Consider the following 17,092-nt stretch of genomic DNA (forward strand, 5'->3'; position numbering starts at 1 on the left):
TTAGATGATCTCATCAACAAATAAATGATAGCCCACTGGCATCTCTCCACTTGAAACATCGATGGAGAGATGCTTTCTTTATATGTTCATACGACAGGCCATTTCACTTTACGCAAGGCATCCAGTAGCTCAGCAGGGGCATTGAGATTGTCACGTACCAGATCACGCGGTGTTAGAGCCATCCACTGGTTGAGAGATACATCCTCAAAACGGTCGCTGCGGAAGATTTCCAGAAACCATAATGTGTCTTTACCGGTATTCTGTATATAGTGCCCCATGGCTAGAGGAACATAGCCGACATCTCCAGCCCGGTAATCAAACGTACGTGCATTGCCTTCCCCGCCAAAAACCGTCATCCTGCCTTCACCTGTCAGATAGTACTGCCATTCATCCGCATTGGGATGCCAGTGCAATTCACGCATCGCTCCGGGTTTGATCTCGACAAGGGCTGCAGCGACCGTGGTTGAGGCAGGAAAGTTGGTGGAGTCCACAATACGTACGCTTCCTCCGGGTGTAATCAGAGGCTCCTGAGCAAGCAAGCGATAGGAGAAAGAAAGGGGAATCGTGCCGTAGGGAGATTCAACCTCCTGGCTTTCGAGTGAACCGGGTACAGTATCCTGGAAAATGTAAACCTGTTCCTTGGGCATGGACTGAAAGGCCGATTCAGGCACTCCAAAATTTAACGAAAGTACCTCTGGCGGGGTGTGAGCAAACCAGTCGGTGATTGAGAGTGTATTCAGGTCTGAGAAGCTCCCGTCATCAAACACTAATAAAAATTCACATCCGTTCTCCAGCCCCTGAATGGAATGAGGCAGTCCTTTAGGAAAAAACCAAAGGTCACCCGGACCGACATCGGCAATAAAATTGCGCCCGTTCTGATCCACAGAAGTGATCCGGGCTGTTCCCCAAATCATATAGGCCCATTCGGATTGCTGATGCCAGTGTAGTTCCCGTACCCCTCCTGGAGTCAGACTCATATTCACACCTGCGAGGGTGGTCGCAATGGGCAGATCACGCACGGTAATCTCACGTGACCAGCCGCCATGATTCAACTGCATGTGGGTATCGGAGAAGGACATTCTCATATTAGGTAACAAGCCATGATCCGTCTTGGGGGGCACAAGCATATCTGGATTCTGAATGTCTCGCAGCACGTCCCTTGGACCGTAATCGGGCCCTCCTGCACCATCACTGCGAATGGGCTGCGGTATGATGAAAGGCTGGCCGCTGGGCTGTTTTCCTTTGCTCATGACATAACTCCTTCCGCTGTTGGCCTCAATCCTTTGAGACACGGAATTTTCACTATGATTACACCTATGAGCAGGGGCTTGGCAATTATGATGGACTTTGGAACTTATGCTTATAGATGTGCTCTACACGGTGCAGCACAGCAGCACTCTGCTCGGTAAAACGCAGGCGAGCTGGTTTATTGTTGACAAGATAACTGCCCGACTCATGCGTGGTGTTTCCGAGCCCGGCGGCATATAGCAGGGATGCACCTCGCGTTGGAGGAGGGAAAAACAATTTCATGACAGGTTTGATATAGAAGGGTATGCCCGATAATTTATTAGCTCTTAATGTATTGTTCCCGCCAGGGTCCACACTTAGAAGATGAATGCCGTCTGCCTTGGCAGCAGCTGCAGCTTCTTGAGTCCAAAGCGAAAGTGCAAGCTTGGATGCAGCATAGGGACCAAACAGCTTTTTAAAGGATGCAGGCTGTTCCAGAGTTTGAAGATTGAATGATTTCAGCATGCGAAAAGCAGTTGTGGAGGTGTTCACTACGGTTTTCATCCGACCTTCACGCAGCAGATGGTAAAGCTCTCGATAGATGATGTAAGGAACGACAGTCTGAAGCTCAAAATGCAGTTCATGGCCTTGAGCCGAGTACAGAAGTCTGGGTGTGCTTCCCCCGGCATTGTTAAACAGGACATCAATGGCTTTGGTCTTGAAACGTATATGCTCAAGTGCAGCGTGAAGGCTGCTGTAGTTCGTCAGATCGGCTTGTACGGCGTACAGCTGGCCTGAGGCCAATGCGGCTTGAATGTCGGGGTGTTCAGGAAAGGCAGAGCGGTTCAGGCCGATAACCTGCCACTGATCTGTTAGGAGCTTTCGTGTGAGCTCCAGGCCGATTCCTGATGTGGAGCCTGTAACAAGGGCTGTCCGTAACAAGTGAGTATTGTTCATAATAACCTCCGTGAAGAATGTATTGTTATTTCGAAATACACTCTATAATTTGGAGTCGACTCCAAGTCAAGAGACAATTTTCGACTTGACTTGGAGCTGGCTCCAAATTGTATGATAGAGAGAATTATGTTTACAGGAGGGCTGATAATGAGTGGTCATATCATGTTTTCCATTCATGAGACGTCAGAGCGGTCGGGTTTATCCAAGGATACCATTCGTTATTATGAGAAGATCGGGCTTCTTCCCCGTGCCGAGCGGAAGGCGAGCCGCCACCGCGTCTATTCCGAGCAGGATATCCAGACGATGAGTCTGATTACTTGTCTGAAGAAAACAGGCATGTCACTGGAAGAAATGAAGCCATTTTTGCATATGTCGCTGGAGTCGGATCTTGATGATTTCCCGGATGAGCGGGAGATGCTGATCAATTATCAGCAAAAAGTAAAGGCACAGATCACATCGCTGCAGCAAGTGATTGATTTTATTGACGATAAGCTCGCTCAGCGCAGTATGTTCCCTGAGAAATGCGAAATAAATGATGAGCATTTGCTAACGGGATTGGAGAAAAAGAACACATTTTCTTAACGTAGAAAGGGGCAGGCCATGACATTACAACAACTGAAGTATGTCATTGAAGTTGCTACACACGGTTCCATGAATGAAGCAGCCAAACGGCTCTTCATTTCTCAGCCCAGCTTGTCCAATGCGATCCGCGATCTGGAGCAGGAGATGCGTATAACGATTTTTGAGCGCACGAATAAAGGCATTACCCTTTCCAAGGAGGGGGTAGAATTTTTGAGTTATGCACGACAGGTTGTGGAGCAGGCAGAGCTGCTGGAAAATAGATATTTGAATGCCAAGCCTTCACCTCAGCATTTCTCGGTATCTACACAGCATTATGCTTTTGCGGTGAATGCGTTTGTACAGCTTGTTCAACAATACGGTCATGATGAATATGAACTTGCCCTGCGCGAGACAAAAACGTATGAGATTATTCAGGATGTGAAAAGCCTTCGCAGCGAGATTGGCATTCTGTATCTGAATGAGTTCAATGCCAAGGTCATTAACAAATTGCTGAAGGACGCGGGACTTGTTTTTACGAGCCTGTTTACAGCGAAGCCGCATATCTTCATCAGTGTCAACAATCCGCTCGCCAGACAGGCATCTGTGGCTATAGAACAGCTTCAGGATTATCCTTACCTGTCCTTCGATCAGGGGGAATATAATTCTTTTCATTTTTCAGAGGAAATTCTAAGCACGTTATCACATCCGAAAAGCATTCAGGTCAATGATCGGGCAACATTGTTCAATCTGTTAATTGGTCTCAACGGATATACCATCTCCACAGGAGTGCTCAGTGCAGATCTGAACGGTAACGAGATTATCCCGGTTCCGCTTGAATGTGAGGAGTCCATTAATGTCGGCTGGATCAGTCATAAGAGCACGTCACTTTCCAATCTTGGTGTTGCTTATGTGCAGGCATTACATGAGGCTACCCGGTTGCAGATATGATTCGCAAGTTATTGGTAAGCGTTGTAAGAAGTCAGAATAGTAGTGGATAAAAGAAGAAGTTATAGAGGATAAGAGAAGTCAGATGGTTTGGATAGAAGGGAGGTTAGAGCTTGAAAGTGTTATATCGGGATAAAAGTGAACAGCATGAGCTAACGGTATATGATACAAGGAGGCTCTATGGGGAACAGGGACAGTTCCGTGTACTGCAGTTCTCGGACGACGCGGTTCAGGGAGCGCTTGATCTGGAGCGGCCTTCAAGAATTGTGCTGGAGTATCCGCGGGCGATGCTGCATCTAATGGAACGCAATGATCCGCAGTATCATCGTGTTTTTGTGGTGGGGCACGGGATCGGCACGATCCCTTCTTATCTATCTGATCGACAGGTCAAGGTGGCTGAGCTTGATGCCGAGGTTGTCTGGCTAAGTCAACATTTTTTTGGATATACAGGTCCAGAGATCATGGTGGGGGATGGTCGCGAGCTACTGAAGCAGGAAAAGTCCGGCACATATGATTATGTTGTCATTGATGCTTTTTCTGCAGCTGGCACACCAGAGCAGTTTACGAATCAATCCTTTTTTGCAATGGTCAAGGACAAGCTTGATGCAGATGGTACTGTGCTGCTTAATGTGTTTGGCCGTTCTGGAAATGACAAGCTGGTCAATGCGATCTACACAACGCTTGGCACGCAGTTTACCTGCACTCGTGCCTTTGCACTTCCGGCGGAGCCGAATGAAGTACAGAATCGCATTCTGATCGGCAGCCACCGTCCGATTGATGTTCATATAAAGCAAATGGCCGGTTTTGTGGAACAACGTCTTGAGGAAGGTTATATCATTGAGGGGTGAGTGAAACTCTAGTCAGGGTGAGCGAGACTCTTAGTCATTGATGAGACGCCCGGATTGTAATTTGTCATGAAATTGTCAATCGTATAAATTATATGTGAAGATATCATATGTTCTTTATTGATTCTTAACAACTTTAATATAAGATAGAATGGATATGCCTTTTTATGAAAATCCGGGGGAAGCAAACATGATTGTGAATAAAAAAATATCCAGATTAAGCAGAAAAGTCAAAAAATTCAAAAAACTCAAAAAAATCAGTCTTACCGTTTTGATGAGCGGGCTCGTCACGATTTCGGTGTTGATGACGTTGACCATCATGGTGATTACGTCATATACCACTCAGAAACAGGCGCTGATTGACAGCACTCTTTCGCTGAATTATGCAAGTGCAGTGCAGATGAGTCAAACGTTAAACTCTTTGTTTGAATCGATGCAAAAGAGCTTGAAGCAGGGGGCAGACTATCTTAAAGATGTGGATTATACGCATAAGGAGCAATTAAACAACACATTGGATTTAATTGACAAAAGCAGTGATTATTTTAACGCTGTTTCACTAATAGATGAGACTGGGCTGGTGTTATCCATGTCACCGTATGCTCAGGTTAGTGTGGGTAAATTTGTTAGCTCTGAAGCCGCCAAAGCAGCCATTAAAGCAGAATCCTCATACATATCAGATGCTTATCTGACACCGCGTACGAAGCGGAGAATCGTCTTTCTTAGCGAACCCGTTTTTGAAAAGACAGGAAAATATAAAGGTGTGCTTAGTGGAAGCATATATTTGCAGGAGAATAATATACTCGATTTATTGTTTGGAAGTCAACTGAAGACCAATAACGGATCATACTTTTTCATTGTTGATCATAGAGGGAACGTGTTGTTCCATCCAAATATTAGCCGGATCGGAACAAATATTAGTGAAAACACAGTGGTCCGTAAACTATTGCAAGGTCAGACCGGTCAGGAGCAGTATACCAACCTCGAGGGGATTAGCTCTCTGGCGGGGTACTACAAAGTTCCTGCAACCGATTGGGGCGTAGTTATCGTATCGCCGACTCAAATGGTATATGATCAGTTGAATCGTCAGATCGGACTGTTGTTGCTTTACACGTCTATACCGTTTGTATTGCTGACTCTGATTGTGCTCAGGGTGGCACGCAAGCTGGTACAGCCTTTTGTGTTCCTGGCTGATCTGGTGCATCAGGTAGACAAGGGACAGGGGGAATTGCCTGTTGTAAAGCCACACTGGAACCGCGAGGCTGATTTGATTACCCGTGCCATGCTCGGAGCTATAGCTAACTTCAGAAACAAGACCGATCAGCTCGTGTATGACGCGAGAACGGACATGTTAACCGGTTTGAATAATCGGAGAACCTTCGAAGAGGTTATACAAAGCTGGATTCATGAGCACATTTCATTTGCAATCGTTGTGCTGGATATTGATCGTTTTAAGTTAATTAATGATACCTTTGGTCATTCAACCGGAGATGAGGTCTTGAAACAGATCGCCAGACTGATCCAGCTGTCTGTTCGACCTGAGGATGTTTGTTCCCGCTTTGGCGGGGAAGAATTTGTAGTGCTGCTGCGGAATTATGATTCGAAGATGGCTTATGAGACAGCTGAACGCATCCGAATTTCTGTTGAAGAAAGTGTACTGGCAGTTGATCGCACCGTAACGATATCGGCAGGTATTGCTGAATTTCCGCTGCATGCCCGGTCTGAAGCCGAATTGTTCCACTTAGCGGATAATGCGTTGTATATGGCGAAGGAAGAGGGGCGTAATCGTACGGTTGTGATTCAGTCGGTAGAAAAATAGAACACAGATAAGCAGTAAACAGAAGTAGAAGCAGGCCCTTAAAGCAGGGTCTGCTTCTATTTGTAAACTCTCCTGAGAAAATTGTGCAAGAACGTTAGATGAAAGAGGATAGAATTCGATCACATAAAGCCATGGTATGCACATTATCCCGGGCGCTGGAGAGAGGAGTGGATTTTGCCTGACAGCAGGCGATGAAATGAGCCATTTCGCCAACGAATCCTCTAAGGTAAAGATCTCTCAATGCACCGGACATCGGGCTGTTGGAGGGTGTATATACTGAATCATGTTGCCCAAGAGATTTCCATGGCAGCAAATCTCCCTTACGGGAAGTATGCACTGTGAGTTTGTTGATCTCATCCGCCAGGGCAAATCCATTTTCAAATGTAACGAGCACACTTTCACTTTCACGTGACCAAGCACTCATACCGGTAAAATAAGCGCTGCCAGTTATCCCTTTATCAAATATGAAGGAAATGCTCTGGTTTATATACTTTCCGTTGTGCACAGTCGTTCCTGTTACCTGCAGGGCTTCTCCAAACAGATAACGCATCAGATCAACCATATGTATGGCGGCAAGCTTCATAAACTGCTCCTCATTTTCACAGAAGGGCGTGCTGTCTACAGCGAATTTAATCTGGAATGAGCAGACTTTGCCAAGCGTTTCGTCATCGATCAGTGCCTTGAGCTGCTGATAAACCGGTGCGTACCTTTTCATAAAACCAACCATGACGATAACTCCTGCTTGTTCTGCCGCATTGGCAACCATCAAGGCTTCTTTTTCATTCCAGCCAAGCGGTTTGTCCACATATACATTGTGACCCGCTTGTATACATTCCGTAACAAGTCTGGTTTGATCTGCAGGCTGCGCAACAACAACGACACCGTCACATGTTTCACGTTCCAGCATGAGCCCTGCATCATCGTAGGCGTGACCAGAACTGCCAAACCGGACCAGGGCAGCCTGAGAGCGCTCGTGGTGGCGTGTAGCTACAGCCTGAATGTATGCGCCTGCTTCAATTGCGGCGGGGAAAATATTTGTGGAGGCGTGAAAGCCGGATCCGACAAAGCAAAGTTGTGATTTCATCTCATGATATATAAGTTGAACAAAAGAATTTACACAAAATCCACTCCGATGACAGAAATGTGTAAAAGAATAGTTAAACTTATATAGCCTCCTATCCTTTTTTCTCAAGTAGATCAAACTGTACGTTCCTAAACATAGGCGGTTTGCAAAGAACAAAAAAGGACAAATGTCCTATTAAGACAGGTGTATAAAAAAGTTGTTGCAATATATTTATGGAACATGTATACTCTGAATTACGGTAAAACAAGGAATTGCTTCACCGGATGCAATTTTCATCGTTGATGAGAAGCTGCAATATATGCGGTCGTGGCGGAATTGGCAGACGCGCACGGTTCAGGTCCGTGTGGGCTAACCCCCCGTGGAGGTTCGAGTCCTCTCGACCGCATCAGATAAAAAAGGTTTGTACTATACCCAATGTGGTGGCGTACAAACCTTTTTTTGTTTTCATGGCCTATGCTCCTCGGTACGGCTCTGCCGAATAATGGCGGTGAGCAAGCCAAATAACATTCCAGCCAAGCCACATAAGGAAACACACCACATCAGAGGCAACGGGGCGAAGCGAAACAGAAACGCAATACCGCTTCCGAATGTGGTACCTGCAAGGAAGCCGAGTGAGAGGCCGATCGGTTTGAGTGACTTCATGGTTTCACCTGTTTCTTTGGATAGGAGTATACAGCAGCTGCACAATCTTCTGACTTATATGTGGAGGCGTGGAGAATATGTAAGCAGAAATTCGCTGTATGATATCATTTTGTGGTATTTGCGGGAAAACTATGCATCGGTTACATTTGTAGGTCTTCGAAAAATAAGCAGGTTAACCTGGAGCGTTTGAACTGCTAGTATTTAAAAAGGCTTTGTCTTCCCTGGGGGAGACAAAGCCTTTTGGCTGTTCGCTGTTTTAGTAAATTATTGGTTCCGGTGATCTTTCAGAATGATATCTGCGAACAAAATAGTTTTCGGAATGCGGAAAAATTGCTCCGCTTGTTCCTGAAACGCGGCAGAAGGCAGCGTTCCCTGATGCAGCCATTTGCGGAAAGTGCCGGGGTGAACCCCGATCCAGTGGCTGACATCTGTCACCGACAAATCATGGACCATACACAAGCCAGTCAGAATACGGTTGCTCACTGGGGAGCGGGTGACCGTTCGCTTCATAAAGCGCGATGGCTCGGGTTGACAGATAACAGGACTGTTACGCACGACTTCTTCATTGAAGAGAATATGCCGCGGATAGCCAAGCAACTGACAGGTTTTGTCCAGATTGGTGCTGCCGGGTATTCGCCCTTCATACACCCACGCGCTTACACTGCGTGAGGAGATCGAGAGATCTTCGGCGAGCTGAGACAATTTAATATCGTTGGCCATCAGCACGGCAAGAAGAACACGATTGCGGATTTGACAGCGTGTCGGTTTACGGAACCGCTTGACACGGACACCTTTTCCCAAATATTTACGGTTGATCAGAGACCACGCCTGGATGGAATGTTGTTCTGGTTGATTAGGCATATTTCCTCCGATTTTTTTTAACCAAATACTACAATAAAAAAAGATGCACTTCAAGTGTCCCAGTTACCTGATTTAAAACCGAAAGTGCGTGATCTCAGATGAAAGAGGGAACTATGAACTAGACTTCACGCCAAACACATCCTAGTATATTCCTAGATTACAATGATTCACTAAAAATGATGGAATGATTTGTACGGTATTCAAGGATAAATGATTCTAAAGAACTATTTATGGGTCTTTGGGACTTTTATGTGTTTTTTGCTGACATCACGCTGTTTTTGTCTCTGAATTCTCATTCGTAAACAGGCTTTATTTAATTTGAAATGATTCTGATATGCGCAAATCTGAAATGATAAATCCGCATCCTCAGTAAGGCAGTTGAACTGTCACAATCTCTCATTCTCACATATATTGTAGGGTACTCCAAGCGAAGTTGAAGGGTACTCGGAGAAAAGAAAACAAGGGAGAGGTGAGGAACGTGAGTCCAGCGGTGAGTACGTTTACTGCCATTTCAGGCGCGTTTATAACATTTGCTTTTGGAGGCTGGGATCAGCTGCTTAGTTTACTTGCAATCGCTATGGCTGTTGATTATGTTACAGGTCTGGCGGCGGCTGTGAGGACGGGAACGGGACTCAATAGCAAGATTGGCTTCTGGGGGATCGCGCGTAAGGGATTGATGTTGACGGTTGTTCTGCTGGCTCACCGAATTGATCTGATTATGGGAACCGACATTATCAAAGGAGGGGCTATTTACTTTTATCTGGTGAATGAATTGATCTCCATTACTGAAAATTACGCCAAAATCGGATTGCCCCTGCCGAACAAGCTTAGACAGGCCATAGCTGTGCTTAAAAAACAGGAGGAACAAGGGCGTTTGCCTGACCGCGAATGGTCCAAGCCGGGGCCGTCTTCCACAAATCCTTCTTCACATGCAGAAACGGGTACAGAACATGTTGTTGGAGCACCCCCTAATGAAGGTGAGAAAACAGAGAAATGAAGGTGAGAAAACAGAGAACGGGAAGGCGCCTTCTGCTGCGCAGCCGGAATCCAGGAAGGAATCGCAGGATTAAATATGTTGGTGTTAGGAAAACGCATGCAGGCATCCTTTCGTATTAGAGAGTGATATGATATATTTTGGATACACGAAACATTGCAAGAACATCCAACTATATCAAATCAAACGAGGTGTTTGGCCAGATGATTAAACATATTGTCCTGTTCAAAATGAAAGATCGCTCTGCTGAAAGTATTGAAGCTGCTGCTCAGGTTCTTCGTAATCTGGAAGGCAAGATTGATGTTCTGATCTCACTTGATGTAGGGATTGACGTCCTGCGCTCAGACAGATCATTCGATATTTCTTTAACTGCGGAGTTTGCTTCACTGGAAGATCTTCAGGCATACCAGGTTCACCCGCTTCATCAGGATGTGATCAAGTATATGAACGAGGTTAGAGAACAATCCATTGCTGTTGATTATGAGTTCTGATCAGTCAGACATCTTACTACGGGTTTAAAGGGGAATCTGCATGAGCGATTTAAGAGACGTTATGGAATTTCTATATATTTTTATCGTGTTTCTGATCGCTTGCCCTGTTATGATCTTCTGGCTCAAGCGCAGAGGCAAACGAAATCGATAACTCACTGAACGGGAAGTGAATGAATGTATTATGTGAACAGGGAACAGATCGCCCGTCGGCTTCAGGCCGTACCGGAGGTGGCTGAAGGCCTCAGACATGCTGTACAAGCTTGGGACGGTGGTCTGGTGTTAGGAATGGTACAGGAGCGCTGTCTGCATCTGGCTATCGAAATTGTGACCGATGTGGGCAGTTATCTCATTGACGGCTTCATTATGAGAGATGCGAGCAGTTATGATGATATCATTCAAATTAATTATGAAGAAAAGGTGTTTGATGAATCTACGTATGACGTTTTGCGCGAGCTTGTCTTATTGCGTAAACCGCTCGTACAAGACTATTACAGCTGGCAGCGTGAAGTGCTGCATCCGCTAAGCGCAGTTTTGCCGGAAATTTTGGAAAATTTTTCTGATCAGGTTAGCGTTTATGTGGAAAAAGAACTTGGTCCTTTTCAGGGGAATGAAGGTCAAGGGACAGAGTAAGGAATGAGGGAAGCAGTATGGGAAATGAAGAATTCAAAGAAACCAAGGAATCCAAGGAATCCAAGGAATCAAAAGAAACCATCTCAGGCAATCGTGAAGGGGATGAGCTGTCTTCAGGTTTTCACCCCGTATACATGGTTGAATTTCTGTTCAGAGAGCAGCCGGAAATAAATCAGGATGTGCTGCAGGAGGCATTGATTAAACGCACAGGACAAGGCCGACTGGATGTCAAGCAGGGTGAGAACGAGCAGGACTCGCAAGAGATGCTCCTTTTTTATCATCTGGCCCATAAGGTTGCTTTTCAGGAAGGCAGCATTCCGGCTCAGACCTGTATTCTTCCGGTGCATGAGATTAAAGAGCGCAAGCGTTTTGCCGGGGCACTGCAGCAAGCCTGGCATTGGCCTGAGGCGGGACAAGCTGTAGCTTCTGCGAGATACACCATTCGTATTCACGATCTGTTTACGGCTGCCATGCCGCGCAAGAAACGTCTGGCTCTTTTCCAGAAGGCGGTACTGGCTGTATTGGATACGTTAGATTGTGATGCACTTTACTGGTATGGCAGCGACAAGCTGGTTGAGCCTGCAAGCTATGTCGAGTCGCAGGAACGTGAGGAGCACCTCTATGCAGCGATGAATGTGCGGATGTATCAGGCCGGGGGTACGGAGGAACAGCGTGAATTAGTGATGGACACGGTGGGTTTATCAGCTCTTGGTGTGCCGGATGTGCAATGCCACTTCACGGGCCTTGAGCCGGATACAGTTGCTCAGACGCTGCTTGGCGCTGCGTATTACATATTTGATCAGGGAGATGTGCTTCAGGATGGTCAGACATTAGGCTCATCCGGTGGACGTCGCTGGCGCTGTGAGCATCAGAACGCTTTAATCGCACCGGGAAGATATGTCATTGATCTGAATCCGGGAGAAGAGCATGCTGTGCCTGTACAGCAGTCAGCCCGATAAAATGAAATAGCAATGGGCAGTCTAAGCCAGAGCAGGATAAGTTCACTTTTTTTCCAATTCGGAGTGTCAGATCAAGCCCTTCATGCTTATAATGCATCAACAGGGTAGGCATTAGCCCAGGGAAGCGGTACGTTGTGCTGCTGTGCAGACCGATGCCTAAATCAAACTTGAAGGAGAGATGAATCATGAAAGATTCGAACAAAAGCTTGTTATGGGGTGCTTTGATTGGCTCGGTTGTTGGTTCAGTCACTGCACTGCTGCTTGCACCGAAAACAGGACGTGAGCTTCGCAAGGACATCACGGACGGCGCTCGTCAGGTATCGGATAAAGGGCAGGAGCTGGCTTTCAAAGTTGGGGAGCAAAGCTCGCACCTTGTATCCAAAGTGAAGGAAACAGCAGATGTGGTTATCAAGGATATTCAGTCCTGGCGCTGTTCTTCGGATGGCAAGGAAATCCGGATCTCGGCCACAATCACGGATACAGACAAAGTAGAAGAGCATGCGCAAGGTCAAGCTCGGTCTGAGGAGATTCAGTCTCAGGAACAAGTACAAAGTCTGGCTCCAGAAGCTGTATCGGAAGAGCGGGAAACAGGTAATGTTGTTCAGCTTCCTGTAACTGATGAGTCCAAAGCCGAGAATTAAGAAGCTTGATTGGATATGAGCAGGCTTTCCCCGTTGCGGAGGAAAGCCTGCTTTGTTGTGTGTCCGTTGCCCTGCATGACTGCAGGCTGTACGGATTGAAATTTGAACACGGCGATGAAATCGGGTAAGATGTAGGTACCTTTTTGCCGATAATTTCATAGATTAGTCAGAAAGCTTTTGTGGTGAGTAATATAGGTAGAAGGCTTTTGGCATGTGTAACAGGTGCAAGTTTTTTTTGATATGTGTTATGACTCAGAATGAATTTAATGAAGAAGGAAGCGGTGTGTTCGTGCAGCAAGCTATTGCTATATTAGACTCCGGTGTAGGGGGATTGACGGTTGCAAAGGAAGTGATGCGTCAGCTCCCGCGGGAAAAGATCATTTATTTTGGGGATACTGCCCGAACACCGTACGGACCCCGTTCGTCCGAACAAGTGAAACAATTTACGGAGCAAATCGTTGATTTTTTGATCCAGTTCAATCCGAAAGTGATCGTTATCGCCTGCAATACCGCGACAGCCGCCGCACTGGAATATATTCGGGCCAAGGTGAATGTGCCTGTGATTGGTGTGATCCACCCAGGGGCAAGAGCAGCCATTATGGCAACCCGGACCGGGCGAATTGGTGTGATTGGAACGGTAGGTACCATCGGAAGTGGAGCATATACATCGGCACTCAAGCAGCTGTCTCCATATGTGGATGTGGTCAGTCAGGCTTGTCCGGCGCTGGTGCCGCTGGTGGAGCAGGGTGAATTTCGTTCCGAACACACAACCCGTACGGTGGATCAGGCACTGGGAGATATTAAAGGGCAGCCGATTGACTGTCTGATTCTTGGCTGTACACATTATCCGTTTCTGATGGATACCATTCAGGATGTGATGGGGCAGGACGTGAAGCTTATTAGCTCAGCGGATGAAACAGCAAGGGAAATCAGTACGATATTGTATGATAAACGCAAACTGGCCAGCGGGGATGAAACGCCTGTGCATCAATTTTTCTGTACAGGTGATCCACGGATGTTCCAGAACATTACAAAGCAATGGCTCGGGGAACAGATTTCCAAGACACCTGTCGTCTGGCAGGTTACGCAACTGTAATAATATGTTTTTGATATGTGCTTCAGCTATTTTCGGACCTGTCTTACAGGTCCGTTTTTTTTGTTTTCCAGTGGTGCTCATGTTTTCTGTATTCGTAATGTGATCGCCCCAAAGAAGTCTGCGAACGATGTCACATGACGGACAACCGGGCATGCATACGTATAATACAGACACGGTCACGCAAGAACCAGGCAGGGAGAATCGAGTCCGTGGGAAGGTGGAAAATATGGAACTGCAATGGATTATCGTGAAAACAGGAGATACACTGCCGCGGATTGCTTCCGCATATCGGATGACCGAGGAATTGTTATGTGCACTGAATCCTGAAGCTGCTGCTCAGCCCTATCTGCTTGCTGGTCAGATGCTGCGTGTGCTGCCAGGGACGGGACGCAGATATGCTGTGCCGCCGGGAGAGTGTGTGCACCAAACGGCGCAGCGTTTCGGGTTAACGGAGTATCAGCTGCGTGAGCAGAACCCCGAACTTGCTGGTATACAGGATTGGAGCGGCTGCTGCATCCATATTCCTGAAGCCGGGGGAGACAGAATTGTGAATATCGAAGGCGAATATGGATATCGTGAATTGATGCAAGACATACAGCGATTGGAGGCACGTTATTCCTGCATTAAATCAGGCTCGATCGGTAGAAGTGTGATGGGGAAAGAGCTGCCTTATGTACGAATCGGCAATGGCCCGCGTCACGTTCATGTGAATGCCTCTGTGCATGCCAATGAATGGCTGACTTCACCGGTGCTGATGAGATGTATCGAAGAATATGCTGCTGCCTATCATTCAGATAAAATGTGGCATTCATCCGATCCGAAGCGCTGGATGCAGGAAACGACGTTGTGGGCCGTGCCTATGGTCAATCCAGACGGGGTGGAACTGGTTCAGGAGGGTGTGGTGAATCATCATATGTATGCGTCCCGATTACTCGAATGGAACGGCGGTCGCGCACACTTCACGCATTGGAAGGCCAATATCCGCGGGGTGGATCTTAATGATCAGTTCCCTGCTCATTGGGAAGAGGAGGTTGCGCGCAGAGGGGTTACTTCGCCTGGGCCTCGGGATTATGCGGGAACCGCACCGCTAACGGAACCGGAGGCACAGGCGCTTGTGCAGTGGACACAGCAGCATGATTTTGCGGCTGTAGTTTCCCTGCATAGTCAGGGGCAGGAGATCTACTGGAATTACCGGGATCTGGAGCCGAGAGAGAGTGCGCCCCTGTCACGCAAGCTTGCCAAAGCTTCAGGTTATAAAGCCGTGAAGCTTGGCGGCAGCGATGCCGGGTATAAGGACTGGTTCATTCAGGCATTTGGAAAGCCAGGCTTTACGGTAGAAGTAGGTCTCGGTGTGAATCCGCTGCCTGTGGATCAGTTCGATGACATCTGTGTGGAAGTAGGCAGGCTGCTGACAGCCCTGTTATCCCACGGGTCACGTGAAGAAGGGAGCTCTGATAGGAGATGAGCGGGAAAAGAAGTGTATTGGCTGGGACAGCAACGGGCGCCGTGAACGGTGTTCGTTGTTTGTTTTTTTATAACAAGTTGCATTCTGTAGATGATTCACATCAATGTTATTGCGATTAGCTGCAACTTTCTTTACAATAGATGCTGGAGTCTAAATGAATGCTGAAATTGTTGAAACCAGCAATGACAATATAGGAGATGAATCGAATGAACTGCAAAATTACTCGTAACGCAGCGAAAGTGTTGAAGCTTGAACTGGACAAGCCGGAGAATGAAGGTAAATTATTGCGTGTTGTAATTACACATGCACACGGAGATCACGCTCATTACGGACTTGATCTGGATACGCCTGGAGATAACGATACCGTGGTATCTACGGATAAAGGCATTGACGTTATTTTGGAAAATGGTCAGCCTATGCTGGATGGCGTCAAAATTGATTACCTCTACTTGCCTCAGGAAGGGTTTGTGATCACAAATCCATCCAAAGGTAACCACGGCGACCACTAAGGGAGCAAAGAAAGGGAAATCATGGCTAACGATATCCGCGTATGCGAAAAATGTAATCATATCCGATTGAAGTCGATCGTTCCCAAGCTGGAGAAAATGGCGCCAGGCACAGAGGTCAAGATCGGCTGCAAATCGTATTGCGGCCCGTGTGCGAAGCGTGCTTTTGTTTTCATCAATGGACGGTATATCAGTGCTCCTACAGAAGAAGAAGTGCTGACGAAGGTTGCAAAGTTCATTAAGTAACCCAAAACCGGATATGCTGGAATCACTGGGGTATCAGCAATAAGTGAATGTTCCATATCCCGTGAAGGAGGGGCTTAGGCCTCTCCTTTTTTGCATTGTGGCTTTGTTTTTCAGCCTCTGTTTTGATGGACATCTCCTTTGTTCAGAATGTGCATATTGCCCATGCGTTCCTCCTTCAGTTCCATCCAACCAGCGTCATGCAGCTTTTGGAAATAATCAACTGGCGGATACAGCCCCTGCTCACCTCCAATATGTTTCAATTCATAAGTTTCGCTAAGTTCCAGTGTGGGGTGATCGGAATATGCTTTGGATTCAATGAGTTTGGCATTGGCGGGTACGGGAATATCCTTATGCAGAGCTGATGTGGTGTACCCTTTAATCTCGTAAGTTGAGGCTGCGGGGCGCTGAGTCCAAAGTATAAAAAGTAAAAATAACAAAATGAACAGTATCGATACAGTTAGCAGACGTAAACGAAGTCCTCTTGTGCTCAAAAATGCATTCCTCCTTGTTCTTGTTCTCATACACCCTTCTGTCTTTTTAACGCATTTTTCCGGATAAAGTTTGAACAAGATTTCAAAAAAAGAATAAGGGGGGCTTATACAACCCATGATAAAAGGGTAACAGGAATATGATTCCGAGGAGGAATAACTCATGCCAAAGCGTTATGATTCCAGTTTGCAGGCTGGTACGACCGTATCTCAGGCGCAAAATGCGGTGAACAAGCTTCACTATGCGGTTTCTCAGGCCATGTCACATCCGACACTGCAGACCATTGTACAGGCAGAGCAGCGCCTCGCACATACCGAGCAGGCGATGCGTCAGGCAGAGCTCTCTCTGGGAGGGCAGGGTTTTGAGTTGGCACAGGAAATGTTCATTGAGGAGAAGAAGAGATTGCATTCTATCCAGAATCAGCACGGGCAAGGGGAAAAATAATACGTTCCTGTTATACCGGAACCTGCGGGCGCGTTGCCTGCGGGTTTTCTTTTTTTCAGATAGGCCTCTTGCTCCTTCCGGGTACTGCAATCTGTTCTTCATTTGCCGAATTAATTTTTCCTAAGAACGCTTAAAATTTTGTCAGAAGGTTAATAGAGCAGAGAGCAGGCAAAAATCAATACGGGAGGTACAG

19 protein-coding genes, 1 tRNA gene and 1 pseudogene are annotated in these 17,092 nt (G+C 46.8%); 15 read left to right on the forward strand and 6 right to left on the reverse strand.

Going from position 1 to position 17,092, the window contains the following annotated elements; all coding sequences use genetic code 11:
• Positions 1-86: 86 nt before the first annotated feature.
• Entirely contained in the window at positions 87-1,250 is a 1,164-nt protein-coding gene (locus tag HNR77_RS00765; protein ID WP_184179766.1) for an oxalate decarboxylase family bicupin, read from the reverse strand.
• Positions 1,251-1,335: 85 nt separating this feature from the next.
• Positions 1,336-2,184, reverse strand: a complete 849-nt coding sequence (locus HNR77_RS00770; protein WP_184179769.1) for an SDR family NAD(P)-dependent oxidoreductase — start codon at positions 2,182-2,184, stop codon at positions 1,336-1,338.
• Positions 2,185-2,331: 147 nt separating this feature from the next.
• On the opposite strand from HNR77_RS00770, the gene HNR77_RS00775 reads away from it, so the two are divergent.
• From HNR77_RS00775 to HNR77_RS00790, 4 genes are all read left to right on the forward strand, one after another.
• On the forward strand, positions 2,332-2,766 hold the full coding sequence (locus HNR77_RS00775; RefSeq protein WP_253298854.1) for a MerR family transcriptional regulator: 435 nt from the start codon (positions 2,332-2,334) through the stop codon (positions 2,764-2,766).
• A gap of 18 nt (positions 2,767-2,784) precedes the next feature.
• Positions 2,785-3,693, forward strand: a complete 909-nt coding sequence (locus HNR77_RS00780) for a LysR family transcriptional regulator (protein WP_111273022.1) — start codon at positions 2,785-2,787, stop codon at positions 3,691-3,693.
• Positions 3,694-3,809: 116 nt separating this feature from the next.
• The gene (locus HNR77_RS00785) at positions 3,810-4,538 is read left to right on the forward strand and encodes a spermidine synthase (RefSeq protein ID WP_311768558.1); all 729 of its coding nucleotides are present in this window, start codon (positions 3,810-3,812) and stop codon (positions 4,536-4,538) included.
• 187 nt (positions 4,539-4,725) lie between these two features.
• Complete coding sequence (locus tag HNR77_RS00790) at positions 4,726-6,351, forward strand: sensor domain-containing diguanylate cyclase (protein ID WP_184179776.1); 1,626 nt, start codon at positions 4,726-4,728, stop codon at positions 6,349-6,351.
• A gap of 94 nt (positions 6,352-6,445) precedes the next feature.
• Here the strand turns inward: HNR77_RS00790 and HNR77_RS00795 are convergent, their stop codons facing one another.
• The gene (locus HNR77_RS00795) at positions 6,446-7,435 is read right to left on the reverse strand and encodes a Gfo/Idh/MocA family protein (RefSeq protein ID WP_184179779.1); all 990 of its coding nucleotides are present in this window, start codon (positions 7,433-7,435) and stop codon (positions 6,446-6,448) included.
• Between the two features lie 300 nt (positions 7,436-7,735).
• On the opposite strand from HNR77_RS00795, the gene HNR77_RS00800 reads away from it, so the two are divergent.
• Positions 7,736-7,820: transfer RNA gene (locus HNR77_RS00800), tRNA-Leu, on the forward strand.
• A 59-nt stretch (positions 7,821-7,879) separates the two neighbouring features.
• On the opposite strand, the gene HNR77_RS00805 is transcribed toward HNR77_RS00800, so the two are convergent.
• Both HNR77_RS00805 and HNR77_RS00810 read right to left on the reverse strand, forming a co-directional pair.
• The gene (locus HNR77_RS00805) at positions 7,880-8,077 is read right to left on the reverse strand and encodes a hypothetical protein (protein ID WP_184179782.1); all 198 of its coding nucleotides are present in this window, start codon (positions 8,075-8,077) and stop codon (positions 7,880-7,882) included.
• A 264-nt stretch (positions 8,078-8,341) separates the two neighbouring features.
• Positions 8,342-8,938: a helix-turn-helix domain-containing protein gene (locus tag HNR77_RS00810; RefSeq protein WP_184179785.1), complete on the reverse strand. Its 597-nt coding sequence runs from the start codon at positions 8,936-8,938 to the stop codon at positions 8,342-8,344.
• 469 nt (positions 8,939-9,407) lie between these two features.
• Here HNR77_RS00810 and HNR77_RS00815 point away from each other — a divergent pair.
• From HNR77_RS00815 to HNR77_RS00855, 9 genes and pseudogenes are all read left to right on the forward strand, one after another.
• A pseudogene (locus HNR77_RS00815) lies at positions 9,408-9,812 on the forward strand (phage holin family protein); the annotation flags it as partial.
• 323 nt (positions 9,813-10,135) lie between these two features.
• Positions 10,136-10,423 carry a Dabb family protein gene (locus HNR77_RS00820; protein WP_111273028.1) on the forward strand — a complete coding sequence of 96 codons (288 nt, stop codon included), beginning with the start codon at positions 10,136-10,138 and terminating at the stop codon, positions 10,421-10,423.
• Between the two features lie 174 nt (positions 10,424-10,597).
• A complete protein-coding gene (locus HNR77_RS00825; RefSeq protein ID WP_184179791.1) occupies positions 10,598-11,053 on the forward strand; it encodes a DUF86 domain-containing protein in 456 nt (151 codons plus the stop codon).
• A gap of 17 nt (positions 11,054-11,070) precedes the next feature.
• The gene (locus HNR77_RS00830; protein WP_184179794.1) at positions 11,071-12,012 is read left to right on the forward strand and encodes a DUF4261 domain-containing protein; all 942 of its coding nucleotides are present in this window, start codon (positions 11,071-11,073) and stop codon (positions 12,010-12,012) included.
• Between the two features lie 185 nt (positions 12,013-12,197).
• Positions 12,198-12,653, forward strand: coding sequence for a YtxH domain-containing protein (locus HNR77_RS00835; RefSeq protein WP_184179797.1), 456 nt, complete (start codon positions 12,198-12,200; stop codon positions 12,651-12,653).
• A gap of 289 nt (positions 12,654-12,942) precedes the next feature.
• Positions 12,943-13,749 carry a glutamate racemase gene (gene racE, locus HNR77_RS00840; RefSeq protein WP_289374267.1) on the forward strand — a complete coding sequence of 269 codons (807 nt, stop codon included), beginning with the start codon at positions 12,943-12,945 and terminating at the stop codon, positions 13,747-13,749.
• Between the two features lie 226 nt (positions 13,750-13,975).
• Positions 13,976-15,214: a M14 family metallopeptidase gene (locus HNR77_RS00845; RefSeq protein ID WP_397365972.1), complete on the forward strand. Its 1,239-nt coding sequence runs from the start codon at positions 13,976-13,978 to the stop codon at positions 15,212-15,214.
• Between the two features lie 206 nt (positions 15,215-15,420).
• Positions 15,421-15,723 (forward strand): heme biosynthesis protein HemY, encoded by a 303-nt coding sequence (locus HNR77_RS00850; RefSeq protein ID WP_090920458.1) that lies wholly within the window; start codon positions 15,421-15,423, stop codon positions 15,721-15,723.
• Between the two features lie 21 nt (positions 15,724-15,744).
• Positions 15,745-15,966, forward strand: coding sequence for a YuzB family protein (locus HNR77_RS00855; RefSeq protein WP_184179800.1), 222 nt, complete (start codon positions 15,745-15,747; stop codon positions 15,964-15,966).
• A 110-nt stretch (positions 15,967-16,076) separates the two neighbouring features.
• On the opposite strand, the gene HNR77_RS00860 is transcribed toward HNR77_RS00855, so the two are convergent.
• Complete coding sequence (locus HNR77_RS00860; RefSeq protein ID WP_184179803.1) at positions 16,077-16,457, reverse strand: hypothetical protein; 381 nt, start codon at positions 16,455-16,457, stop codon at positions 16,077-16,079.
• Positions 16,458-16,617: 160 nt separating this feature from the next.
• On the opposite strand from HNR77_RS00860, the gene HNR77_RS00865 reads away from it, so the two are divergent.
• Positions 16,618-16,899, forward strand: a complete 282-nt coding sequence (locus tag HNR77_RS00865) for a hypothetical protein (protein WP_184179805.1) — start codon at positions 16,618-16,620, stop codon at positions 16,897-16,899.
• The last annotated feature ends 193 nt before the right edge of the window (positions 16,900-17,092 follow it).

Origin of the sequence: Paenibacillus sp. JGP012 (genome assembly GCF_014203995.1) — a bacterium.
GTDB classification, from domain to species: domain Bacteria; phylum Bacillota; class Bacilli; order Paenibacillales; family Paenibacillaceae; genus Paenibacillus; species Paenibacillus silvae.

Excerpts from the sequence above, each read along its gene's own strand:
- HNR77_RS00765 (WP_184179766.1), bottom strand. The coding sequence starts at position 1,250 with ATGAGCAAAGGAAAACAGCCCAGCGGCCAGCCTTTCATCATACCGCAG.
- HNR77_RS00770 (WP_184179769.1), bottom strand. The coding sequence starts at position 2,184 with ATGAACAATACTCACTTGTTACGGACAGCCCTTGTTACAGGCTCCACA.
- HNR77_RS00775 (WP_253298854.1), top strand. The coding sequence starts at position 2,332 with ATGAGTGGTCATATCATGTTTTCCATTCATGAGACGTCAGAGCGGTCG.
- HNR77_RS00780 (WP_111273022.1), top strand. The coding sequence starts at position 2,785 with ATGACATTACAACAACTGAAGTATGTCATTGAAGTTGCTACACACGGT.
- HNR77_RS00790 (WP_184179776.1), top strand. The coding sequence starts at position 4,726 with ATGATTGTGAATAAAAAAATATCCAGATTAAGCAGAAAAGTCAAAAAA.
- HNR77_RS00795 (WP_184179779.1), bottom strand. The coding sequence starts at position 7,435 with ATGAAATCACAACTTTGCTTTGTCGGATCCGGCTTTCACGCCTCCACA.
- HNR77_RS00805 (WP_184179782.1), bottom strand. The coding sequence starts at position 8,077 with ATGAAGTCACTCAAACCGATCGGCCTCTCACTCGGCTTCCTTGCAGGT.
- HNR77_RS00810 (WP_184179785.1), bottom strand. The coding sequence starts at position 8,938 with ATGCCTAATCAACCAGAACAACATTCCATCCAGGCGTGGTCTCTGATC.
- HNR77_RS00820 (WP_111273028.1), top strand. The coding sequence starts at position 10,136 with ATGATTAAACATATTGTCCTGTTCAAAATGAAAGATCGCTCTGCTGAA.
- HNR77_RS00825 (WP_184179791.1), top strand. The coding sequence starts at position 10,598 with ATGTATTATGTGAACAGGGAACAGATCGCCCGTCGGCTTCAGGCCGTA.
- HNR77_RS00830 (WP_184179794.1), top strand. The coding sequence starts at position 11,071 with ATGGGAAATGAAGAATTCAAAGAAACCAAGGAATCCAAGGAATCCAAG.
- HNR77_RS00835 (WP_184179797.1), top strand. The coding sequence starts at position 12,198 with ATGAAAGATTCGAACAAAAGCTTGTTATGGGGTGCTTTGATTGGCTCG.
- HNR77_RS00845 (WP_397365972.1), top strand. The coding sequence starts at position 13,976 with ATGGAACTGCAATGGATTATCGTGAAAACAGGAGATACACTGCCGCGG.
- HNR77_RS00850 (WP_090920458.1), top strand. The coding sequence starts at position 15,421 with ATGAACTGCAAAATTACTCGTAACGCAGCGAAAGTGTTGAAGCTTGAA.
- HNR77_RS00855 (WP_184179800.1), top strand. The coding sequence starts at position 15,745 with ATGGCTAACGATATCCGCGTATGCGAAAAATGTAATCATATCCGATTG.
- HNR77_RS00865 (WP_184179805.1), top strand. The coding sequence starts at position 16,618 with ATGCCAAAGCGTTATGATTCCAGTTTGCAGGCTGGTACGACCGTATCT.